Below are 11,336 nucleotides of genomic sequence, written 5' to 3' on the forward strand. Positions count from 1 at the left end.
ATTTTTTCAGGACGTTACAATCTTGCGAATACGATCTTATAGCCGAAGGAATTTTAAGTCCCAGACGAGCATTTATCGTATCATTGGTTGTATTTTCTAATTGAAGAATAACAGAAAAGTTGTTGCTATCTTCTAATTTAACTTCTTTTATTGTACTAAATTTCAATCCGTTATTTATTGTTTGAGCACGTAAGTTTTGTCCGCTAACAAGGAAAAGCAGAATAAAAAATACGCTTCGAAAATAATTAATTGAAAAGAACATATTGTTTTACAAAGGTGTAATCGTGTACAGCAAAGAAGTTGAATAATTCCCAGGTTTGCTATTCAAAATTTTATTATCCGACGGAGTTGTAGAATAAATAATATTGTACTTTTTTGAAGCCGTTTTAGAACTATTCGTCATCAATGATTGATTGTAATTCGAAAGTTTTATTTCCTTAGAAAGATTATTTGTTTCGGTGTCTTTTATCTGAACATTGATTGAATTTAATTCCAAATTCTGTGCATCACTCGATTGTAAATATTGATTAAGCGACGAAACTTGAATATCGTAAGCAGTATCAGAAGAAACAATTAAGCCGTTTTGATATTCTTTCTTTACACCATTTCTATAATCTTGTATTGTATTGAAAACCAATTCTGCATTTACAGCAGAACCATCGACCGCAATAGAAAACGTCGGAGCTGATTCGTAATTTCCGTTTGGACTAATTTGCATTTCAATCGGAAAAAGACTTTTACCAATCAGGGTTCCAAATTCATTCAATAAAGAAAACTCGAATTGAATTGGATAATTGTTCCATGATTTTAGAGGATTTAGATATGCTCCTGCATCAATCACAATATCATAATTCAGTACAATTGCACCATATTTTCCTGCTGGTGTTGCAATTGTTAAAGGAGAATTTCGGATAAAATAATTTGGAGAAAAACTCATCGCGATGTTATTCTGAATAACTCCTAATTGATTTATTGTAGGATAATTCTCTGAATAATATTGAGAAGTTGTATAATTATTAAATTTTAGCTTCAGTTTTTCGACAGGAAATTCTTTTTTCTCAGAATTTACAATAGGCGAAACAACACGCGCAACTAAAGACCAATTTTTATAATTTAAAGCACCAGACATGTGCATTTCTACAGCCACAACATTAGCCGTCGTAACTCCATTACTTCCATTTACTTGCACCCAACCATTATTATGAGCATTTAACGTAAACTGAGCAGAAACTGCCATTGTCAACAATAATGTTATGGTTGAAACTATCTTCTGAAACAAGTTACTATTTATCATTTGAGAACGTCAATTCAGCAATTTTCAATTGATCATCTTTCTCAAAACTTAAAGTTGAGGTAACAATATACGAGCCTTTTGGCAAATCCTTTGGCAATGGTATATATACAATTCTTTTATCATTGGGTAAACTATAGAAAACTGCATCTTGCAATTTTGTTTGTTGACCATTTTCTTGATTAATGATTTCATTTGTAATCGTTCCTTCGCTCCAAACATTTCCTTCATTGGAAATATTAAGCACCAAACGATTTTCAGTTTTATCGTAAACAAAATTTGTAAACTCTACATTTGTATCACGTGCAATATTTAATCGTTGATAAATTTTGACACCTGTACGAATCGAGATTTTAATATTTTCTCCACTTTTGTTTTGTCCATCGATCGGATTTGTTTGCGTGATGTACATCATTGCTGTATGCACACTCTCTGCATTTATCTTTTCAGGAACTTGCATCAGAACTTCTATTTCTTTCGATTCTTTTGGCAAAAGTGTAAATGTATTACTTGGTAAAACTGTGATCCAGTTTGCATTACTTGTTGGTAAAGTATTAGGTTCAGAGACTACATTACCTCCAAACTCATCATACTTCCAATCATTAAAAGAAACAGACAACTCTAATGTATGTGCATCACTTACATTGGTTACCATAATCTTTTTACGCTCAGACTCACCAGGATTTAACGCAAAATAAGTCCTTGGTGGACTTACAGAAATACCTGATTGTGCACTAATCTTAGTTGAAACGATTAATGCTAAAAAAGAAACGATTGTTAAAAAACGAAGAACTTTCATAAGCAAAAAAAGAAGTGATATTTTTCAATACCACTTCCTGTTTTTTATATTATTGTGCCTCAATTGTATAAGTTACAGTAGTTGTATAAACATTAGGATTCTCAACATTGTAATATTTGTTTACATAATCGTTGTTTCCTTTTCCGTTATACGCAACGTTGAATTTTAAATCTGTACCACCAACTTGGCTAGAAATCAAGGATTTGTCTGATTTATCTAATGTAACTGCACTGAAAGTTGATCCTGATTGATTCCCTGTACCTAAAGTTGCTACTAAGTTAATTGTATTTACATCGATTTTATCAGTTGTTCCGTCTTTTGTAAAAACTAAATTTTCATTTTCAGATTTTACTTTAACAGCAAAACCACCAGTACTATATACAATTAAGTGGTTGTCCATTTTTGCAGTTACACCCTTAGAATAATCATCTTTAGTCTGATATACTAAATCAACTGTATTATTACCACCAATAACAATTGTTTGAATTGGCTTTAGTTTTACGTTTAATGTTGCTGTTGCTGTTTTAGGCCCAGGCCCAGTCGTAGTCGGATCTTGAGCGAAAGCTGTTCCAGAAACTAATCCACAGAAAATTGTTAAAAAAAATGCTAATTTTTTCATCATTTTAAAATTTGTTAAAAATTTATTAAAAAATATTTGTTAAATAAACTGGTAGTTTATATATTTAAGATTGGTTATTCTCAAATGCGATGCAAATGTAGAAGTTGTTTTTTATTCTTAAAAGATTAAATCATACCAAAAGATGATGAAAAACGACATTTCTAACCATTTAATTCCGAGTGCCTTGTCTGAATTTAGTCGGAGAAATCCCCGTGTTTTTCTTAAAAAACGCAGTAAAATTGGTTTCTTGAAGGAAATTGAGTTCCAGCGCAATCTCTTTTATTGACATTTTTGAGTTGACTAATAAAATCTTTGCATTTTTCATCAATTCTTCAACAATCATTCCTTTTGCTGTTTTTCCAAAAACGATTTGAGTTGCTTTATCTAACCTTCTTTTTGTAATAAAAAGTTTATCACTGTAAAAAGATACTTGTTTATTTTCCTTGACATTTTCTTGCAAAAGTTTTTTGAATTTTGTCGCAAGTTCTACATCAAAATCATCTTGTATAAATTGGCTTTGCATATCAAATGTTTCCATTTGACCATTGATAATAATACGTTCCAAAAGGTTATGAGCAAGTTTCATATCTAATTCATTTTCGAATGCAGTAAAGAAATATTGCAAATAATTAGCCTCAAAAATTGGAGCAGAACAAATTGTATTCTCAACAATATTTATAATATCTCGCGAAAAAAGTGTAGAATTTTCTAACTTCAAGTTCTCTTCGATTGATTTTGAATAAAATTCTTGTTTGAAAACAATATAATAAGCATCAGTACGAGTAATTTGTTTCACAAATTCTTGAGAGATATTGGGAGCTATAAAAAGAAAATGGTTTTTAGGAATCGAATATTCTTTTCCATTTATTTTATGAACAAATTTTTTAGAACCAGACCAGATTATTCCAAAATACTCATCAACAGATAACTCTTTTCTCAATTTTTCTGTATGTAGGATATCATTCAATTCAAATGCAGTTATACCTACATCAAAAATCAAATTATTATAAACTTTACGATTATTCAACAACATACGTCTATACTATTTTATCAGTGTTATCAATGCAAAATTACGACCTTTTTTAACCAAATTAATTGATTTAAATATAGTTATAATTTTAGTACTCCAAAAATAATAAAATACAATATGCTATTTAAGTATTTTAAAAAATTAACTAAAAAAGAAAGCTTATTTTAAATGAATAAAAAAAAGTCTCAATAAATATTGAGACTTTTAAATGTATTATAATGTAGAAATTTTCTAATAACCTTTTGCTCCTTGCTCTCCTTTTACAATCGCTAAAGCAGATGATGTTCCAATTCTTTTCACGCCTAAAGCGATCATTTTTTCAGCTTCTTCTGTTGTGCGAACTCCACCAGAAGCTTTCACTGGAAGTGAACCTGAATTTTCAAGCATCAATTTAATAACATGCTCGTTTGCTCCATTTGGTTCTCCATTTTCAGTTTTATAAAAACCTGTAGAAGATTTTACAAAAACTTTTGATGCTTTTTCTTCACCTGCTTTTTCTAAAACAGTATCACGAATTAATTGTGTTATAGCAACAATCTGTTCATCTGTTAAAGCAGCAGTTTCGATAATCCATTTTACAACTTTACCTTCACGCAATGCGACTAATGTTGCAGCTTCTACTTCTTCTTTTACTTTATCGCTATCACCTTTTTTGAACGCTTCGTAGTTTACTACAAAATCTAATTCATCGGCTCCATCAGCAATTGCTTTTTGCGCTTCTCTCAACTTTTCATTCAAATCGTAAGTCCCTTCAGGAAAGCCAATTACAGTTCCCAAAACAACATTCGATTTTTTCTCATCCAATAATTCACGAACTGATCTTACATAATCAGGACGAATCATTACCGCATAGATATCATTATCAATAGCTTCTTGTGCTAACTTATGCACCATCTCTAATGTATCAGAATTCGAAATACCTGCTTGTTCAGGTGTTTTAAGATACGTCGAGTCTAAATATTGATTAATATTCATCTTTGTATATTAAAGTTTTATTTGTCTATCTATTGGTTGCTCCAACGAAATTATAGTTTCTGTACGTGTAACGCCATCAATTTGCTGAATTTTTTTGTTCAACACATTCATTAAATGTAGATTATCACGACTCAAAATTTTAAGGAAAATCCCGTAATTTCCCGTTGTAAAATGAGCTTCCACTACTTCTGGAATCTCTTCCAAAGCTTTCACAACTAATTTATAAGAAGAAGGTTTGTCCATAAAAACACCAACAAATGACATCGTTGAATAACCTAAAATTGCTGGATTTACAATTACTTTAGTTGAATCAATCACACCAGAAGCTTCTAATTTCTTGATGCGTTGATGAACTGCCGTATTTGATATACCTAATTCTTTTGCTAATTGCGAAACAGGTATATTAGCATTGTCCATAAAGGCATTCAGAATCAACTTATCGATTCCGTCAATCTCAACCTGACCATTTTCGTGGATTCTCACCTATTCTTAAAATTATACCGCTACAAATTTAATATTTTAAAATGGTATAAACGGGAAAATGGTCGCTATATCCACCGAAATATTTTCCGCCAACAAAAGTTCTGAATGGCAAACCAGTTGATTTTCCGCCTGTATTCTTCAAAAAATCAGCATCAAAAATATCTGTTTTTATATATTCTAAATTTGATTGAGAAGTAAAAAATCCTTTCGAAAAAAGCTGTTGATCAAATAACATCCATTGTTTTTTAAAGATCATCGAGCCTCTTTTATACGATTGTAGACTGACCATTGGATTGAATAATTCATTTCGGTTTATCTCTTCTTGTTTAGAACGTGTATCCAATTCATCAATTAAGTCAGAATTTGTTGGAGAATCATTAAAATCTCCCATCACAACAATTTTTTCCGAATAATTTTCGGTTAACAAATTGTTAATTCTTTTTCGAATCGTTTTAAAAATATGTTGACGCTTTAATTGATTGATTTCTTTATCAATTTTAGAAGGTAAATGAACAATAAAAAGATGAACTATTTTCCCAACTAAATTTCCTTTTACATACAAAATATCACGTGTATAAGATTTTGTGTCAAACTGATCTTTAAAAACAAATCTAATTGGTTCGCTTTCTAAAACTTCAAAAAATTGTTGACGATAAATTAATCCAACATTTATTTTTCGTTCATCTAATGATTCATATAAAAGTGTTTTATAATCGCCATCTTTCAAAAAATCATTTTGAATCAAATCTTGCAAAACCTCTTCATTTTCAACCTCAGCCAAACCAACCAAATATGGCAATTCATTTATTTCTAATTTGCCAATTTTAGAAATACAAAAAGCAATCTTATTCACCTTTGTATCGTAACGATTATCTTTCCATTTGATAAAATTACTGGGTAAAAAAGATTCGTCTGAAGATTTAGAATAAAAATTTTCGACATTATAAAATGCGATTGTCACTAAATTTTGTTTCAAAAGAATTGTTTTATGCAAAATTAAGAAAGAAACTAAGTTTATAAAAATTGGTTTCTTAAGAAGAATTAAAAAGACGATTTTTTCAAAAGTGAACTTATACATGAAGTTGAAAAAAAAATCAGTCAAAAATTATCAACTTGAACAATTTTCTTTCAATAAATTATCAACTTGACTACCTATCAAAAATCATGTTAAATATTATACTAAAATTAGTGTAAATGATTGATTTATGGTCAACTTAATCTGCTAAATATTGTATATTTGCAAAGTTTGCAGTTTCTGCATTCAAAATTGAAAAAATGTATTTTTAATTGACTATTATTAAAATAGTCTCAAAAAAATTTAAAACATAATGTCAAAAATTCATTACACACTTACGGATGAAGCTCCGATGTTGGCAACTCACTCATTTTTGCCAATCGTACAAGGATTCACGAAAACAGCTGATATTACAATCGAAGTTCCAGATATTTCTTTAGCTGGACGTATTTTAGCTAATTTCCCTGAATTCTTAAAAGAAGAACAAAGAATTCCTGATGCTTTAGCAGAATTAGGAGCTTTGGCGACTACTCCGGAAGCAAATATCATTAAGTTACCTAATATTTCGGCTTCTGTTCCTCAGTTAGACGAAGCGATTGCAGAATTGCAGGCGAAAGGTTTTGCTGTACCAAATTATCCAGCTGAACCAAAAAATGAAGATGAAAAAGCAATCAAAGCTAGATACGGAAAAGTTTTAGGTTCTGCTGTAAATCCAGTTTTACGTGAAGGAAACTCTGACCGTCGTGCACCGAAAGCTGTTAAAAACTATGCAAAAGCTAATCCTCACAAAATGGGAGCTTGGGCTACAGACAGCAAAACAGAAGTTGCTTACATGAAATCCGGTGATTTCTATGGTACTGAAAATTCAACTACATTAGAAAACGCAACTGAATATACAATCAAATTTTACGGAGAAGATGGTTCTGTTCAAGAATTAAAATCAGCAGCACCTTTAAAAGCTGGAGAAGTAATTGATTCTTCTGTAATGAACTTAAACTCTTTAAGATCATTTGTTCAAGAAGCTATTCAAGAAGCAAAAGACAAAAACGTATTATTGTCTGCTCACTTAAAAGCAACAATGATGAAAGTTTCTGATCCAGTTATTTTTGGAGCTATCGTAGAAACTTTCTTTAAAGATGTTTTCGTAAAATATGCTGATACTTTCAAAGCATTAGATATTAATCCAAACAATGGTTTAGCAGATTTATTCGAAAAAATAAAAGGTCAACCTCAAGAAGCAGAAGTTAAAGCTGCAATTGAAGCTGATTTAGCAAACGGACCACGTGTAGCAATGGTTAATTCTGATAAAGGAATCACTAACTTCCACGTTCCTTCTGATATTATTGTTGATGCATCTATGGCTGCATTAGTAAGAAACGGAGGTAAAATGTGGAACAAAGATGGTGCTGAAGAAGATACTGTAGCGATCATCCCAGACCGTTCTTACGCTGGTTTCTACGAAGCTGTTGTAGACGATATGAAAGCAAATGGAGCGTTAGATCCTACAACAATGGGTTCTGTTCCTAATGTTGGATTAATGGCTCAAAAAGCGGAAGAATATGGTTCTCACGACAAAACTTTCCAAGCTCCTGCAAACGGAACAATCAAAGTTGAAGACGCAAACGGAAACACTTTATTAGAGCAAAAAGTTGAAACTTCTGATATTTTCAGAATGTCTCAAACTAAAGATGCTCCTATTCAAGACTGGGTTAAATTAGCAGTTAACAGATCTCGTTTATCTGATACTCCTGCAATTTTCTGGTTAGATAAAGGAAGAGCTCACGATCAACAAATCATCAAAAAAGTTGAAAAATACTTAGCTGATCACGATACAACAGGTTTAGATATTCGTATCATGGACGTTAAAGACGCTATGAAAGAAACTTTAAGCCGTGCAAGAGAAGGAAAAGATACTATTTCTGTTTCTGGTAACGTTTTACGTGACTACTTAACAGATTTATTCCCAATTTTAGAATTAGGAACTTCTGCTAAAATGTTATCTATCGTTCCATTAATGAACGGAGGTGGATTATTCGAAACTGGTGCGGGAGGATCTGCTCCAAAACACATCGAACAATTCGTAGAAGAAGGTTACTTACGTTGGGATTCTTTAGGTGAATTCTTAGCATTACAAGCTTCTTTAGAGCACGTTTCTCAAACACAAGGAAATGCAAAAGCTCAAACTTTAGCTGATGCTTTAGATGAAGCAAATGCTAAATTTTTAGCGACTGACAAATCTCCAGGTCGTAAATTAGGAACTATCGATAACCGTGGTTCTCACTTTTACTTAGCAATGTACTGGGCAGAAGCATTAGCAAATCAAACAAAAGATGCTGATTTAGCTGCTAAATTTGCTCCTGTTGCAAAAGCTATGGAAGAAAACGAAACAAAAATTAACGAAGAGTTAATTGGTGCACAAGGTAAACCTCAAGATATTGGTGGTTACTACAAAGCAGATTTTGCTAAAACAACTGCTGCAATGCGTCCATCTGCAACATTAAATGCAATTGTTGACGGAATTTAATCTAACAACATTTCTTTATAAATCAAAACCTCGAGAAATTCTCGAGGTTTTTTTTTGTTTAAAGTCTTTTAATTAAATTCATTAACAAAAATTAACATTATTCGAGAAGAAAAATCGTCATTCAATCAAAAGTTATGATAAACTTTAATAAAATATTTGAATGAAAATCGTCTAAATAATGATAATTTTAAGAATTCAAATTCATTCTATTAGATTAATCATTCTCGCATGAAATATATTTATTTACTCGCATTATACTTTTGCTCGATTACAACTTTTGCGCAATCAAAATTAGAAACGGCTATAAAAAGTCTGGATACAAATTACGCTCAAGAAAAAGTTTATTTATTATTTGATAAGGAAAATTACATTGCTGGCGACAATATTTGGTTCAAAGCTTATACATTAAATGGCTACAAACCGAGCTTAATTTCTACAAATCTTATTGTAGAATTATACAATAAAGACAAAAAATTAATCGACCGAAAACTGGTTCCGATTGTGAACGGTGAAAGTGACGGAACGCTAAATACCAAAAACGAAAACGAGGAAGGAGTTTACTTTGTAAGAGCCTATACGACTTACATGACTTTTTTTTCGGAAGAATTTCAACATATCAATCAAGTCAAGATTTATAATCCAAATTCTAAGTTAAAACTTGTTCCAAATCCAAATTTAAAATGGAATGCAAAAGCTTTTGCGGAAGGTGGAAATTTTATTCAAAATCAGACAACTAAATTTGCTGTAAGATTAAAATCGGACGGAGATTTACCAAAAAAATGGAATGGTTTTGTATTCGAGAAAAATAATCCTACCAATAAAATTACAACATTTGATAATCTAGATGAAAACGTTGCGACTTTTGCGTTGAGAGCAGAAGAAGGCAAATCTTATCAAGTACAATTAAATGACGAAAAAGGAAATCAACAAATTATTGATTTACCTGAAGCTAAAAAAGATGGGATTCTGATGAAAGTTGTTCGAAATAGCAAAGACATTGTGATCCAATTAAAAAGCATCAATCAAGAAAATCCTTTATTGAATCATAAAATTATTGGAACAATTAATAATGAACTTGTAATGAGTTCTCAAATTGTAAAAAGTGTGGAATCGGTTTCAACTTATGTTCCAAAAGAGGTTTTAGACAATGATAAAGGTATTTTGAACATTGCCATTTTTGATGCAAATGATATTGAAGTTGCCAATCGTTTGATATTTATCAATCCAAAAGAATCGTACAAAAAACCTGAAATTTCTTTCGAAACAACGGCTAATCCACGAGAATTAAACACAATTAAGGTAAAATATCCTGAAGAAATTAATTTTTCGGCTGTTATCAAAGATCAAAAAAATAATGATGAAGACAATTTAATTTCTGCAATGTTATTGACGCGAGATTTTAGTTCGAAAATTAATCATCCTACACAATATTTTAAAAATAATGAATTCTCAGAAAATCTGGATGCGCTTTTAATAACAGAAAAATGGAAAAGATTTAATTGGGAAGATTTAGTGGTTGGAAATATCGTAAAACCTACTATTGACAACGATCGTAGATATCTTTCCTACAAAGTGAAAGCATATAATAACGGGAGAGAATTGAGCAATGCTTCGTTGAGTATTATTTATAAAATGCAGAATAATGGAAAAGAATTTGCAACGCTTGATACTGATTATGAAGGAAACTTCGAGATGAATAATTTGTTTTATTATGGGCCAATGGCGATGAATTATTTCTTGAATTCGGAAAATGGAAAATCTGCCAACAACGGAACTTTAACTTTATCTGTTGTGCCAAATTATAAAAGTACAAGTTATAAATCCAAATTGCCTGCAACGCCTTATTTATTAGAAGAAATTACGAATAAAGAAGAAGTCGAGAAGCAGAATACGTATAAACAGAACATCAAAATCATCAATGATAAAAGTATTCGTCTGAAAGAAGTTGTTGTAAAAGCGGATAAAAAATCGAAAACTGAGAAGCTGAACAATGAATTAAGTAGCGGAATGTTCAATAACATAAACGAAACTGTGATAGATTTCGTAAACGAATCTCAGCCAATAGAAGGTTATACAAATATTATGGACTTTTTAGCTGGACGAGTTGCAGGATTAACGGTTTCTAACGGAGTTCCAAAAATTAGAAATTCTGAAGTTGCAATTTATTGGAACGAAATGAAAATGACTTCGGATAATTTAACGAGCATTAATCCTAGAGATATTGCGATGGTAAAAATTTTCAAAGGTGCTGGTTTACTTGGAAATGCAATTGCAATTTATTCGAAACGAGGAAGTGATGCGCCAGTTGATAACACGCCGATGTTACCAAATAATTTAATTCAGATTGGTGGTTATAATCAATCCCTTCCATATTTTAACAATGATGATTACGAATCGCTTTACAACGATGTTCCGAATGACATAAGAAGTACTTTATTTTGGAATCCTAATTTGTATACAGCTCCAGGAGAAGACACAGAAATAGAATATTTCAACAACGATAAACCAAAAGATTATCAATTAACTATAATTGGTTTCGATGAAAAAGGAAATCCTGTTTTCTACGAAGGTAAAATTCAATTGTAACGTCCTGAAAAAAT

At 31.2% G+C, this 11,336-nt stretch carries 9 protein-coding genes; 2 read left to right on the plus strand and 7 right to left on the minus strand.

Translation table 11 applies throughout. The features are described from left to right. Positions 1-268: 268 nt before the first annotated feature. From B3R94_RS01190 to B3R94_RS01220, 7 genes are all read right to left on the minus strand, one after another. Entirely contained in the window at positions 269-1,279 is a 1,011-nt protein-coding gene (locus B3R94_RS01190; protein ID WP_291098078.1) for a hypothetical protein, read from the minus strand. A gap of 4 nt (positions 1,280-1,283) precedes the next feature. Then, positions 1,284-2,090 (minus strand): molecular chaperone, encoded by an 807-nt coding sequence (locus B3R94_RS01195; protein ID WP_291098081.1) that lies wholly within the window; start codon positions 2,088-2,090, stop codon positions 1,284-1,286. A 49-nt stretch (positions 2,091-2,139) separates the two neighbouring features. Further along, positions 2,140-2,712, minus strand: a complete 573-nt coding sequence (locus tag B3R94_RS01200) for a hypothetical protein (protein WP_291098083.1) — start codon at positions 2,710-2,712, stop codon at positions 2,140-2,142. Positions 2,713-2,878: 166 nt separating this feature from the next. Beyond that, positions 2,879-3,742 carry a helix-turn-helix domain-containing protein gene (locus tag B3R94_RS01205; protein WP_291098085.1) on the minus strand — a complete coding sequence of 288 codons (864 nt, stop codon included), beginning with the start codon at positions 3,740-3,742 and terminating at the stop codon, positions 2,879-2,881. Between the two features lie 228 nt (positions 3,743-3,970). Further along, positions 3,971-4,714 (minus strand): deoxyribose-phosphate aldolase, encoded by a 744-nt coding sequence (gene deoC / locus B3R94_RS01210; protein ID WP_114998760.1) that lies wholly within the window; start codon positions 4,712-4,714, stop codon positions 3,971-3,973. Positions 4,715-4,723: 9 nt separating this feature from the next. Next, positions 4,724-5,197, minus strand: coding sequence for an Lrp/AsnC ligand binding domain-containing protein (locus B3R94_RS01215; protein ID WP_125350002.1), 474 nt, complete (start codon positions 5,195-5,197; stop codon positions 4,724-4,726). A gap of 28 nt (positions 5,198-5,225) precedes the next feature. Beyond that, positions 5,226-6,173 (minus strand): endonuclease, encoded by a 948-nt coding sequence (locus B3R94_RS01220; RefSeq protein WP_291098088.1) that lies wholly within the window; start codon positions 6,171-6,173, stop codon positions 5,226-5,228. Positions 6,174-6,525: 352 nt separating this feature from the next. On the opposite strand from B3R94_RS01220, the gene B3R94_RS01225 reads away from it, so the two are divergent. Both B3R94_RS01225 and B3R94_RS01230 read left to right on the plus strand, forming a co-directional pair. Further along, a complete protein-coding gene (locus tag B3R94_RS01225; protein ID WP_291077861.1) occupies positions 6,526-8,736 on the plus strand; it encodes an NADP-dependent isocitrate dehydrogenase in 2,211 nt (736 codons plus the stop codon). Between the two features lie 228 nt (positions 8,737-8,964). Then, on the plus strand, positions 8,965-11,322 hold the full coding sequence (locus B3R94_RS01230; protein WP_291098090.1) for a hypothetical protein: 2,358 nt from the start codon (positions 8,965-8,967) through the stop codon (positions 11,320-11,322). Positions 11,323-11,336 lie beyond the last annotated feature (14 nt).

Source organism: Empedobacter sp. UBA7611, assembly GCF_002484365.1.
Taxonomy (GTDB): Bacteria; Bacteroidota; Bacteroidia; order Flavobacteriales; family Weeksellaceae; genus Empedobacter; species Empedobacter falsenii_B.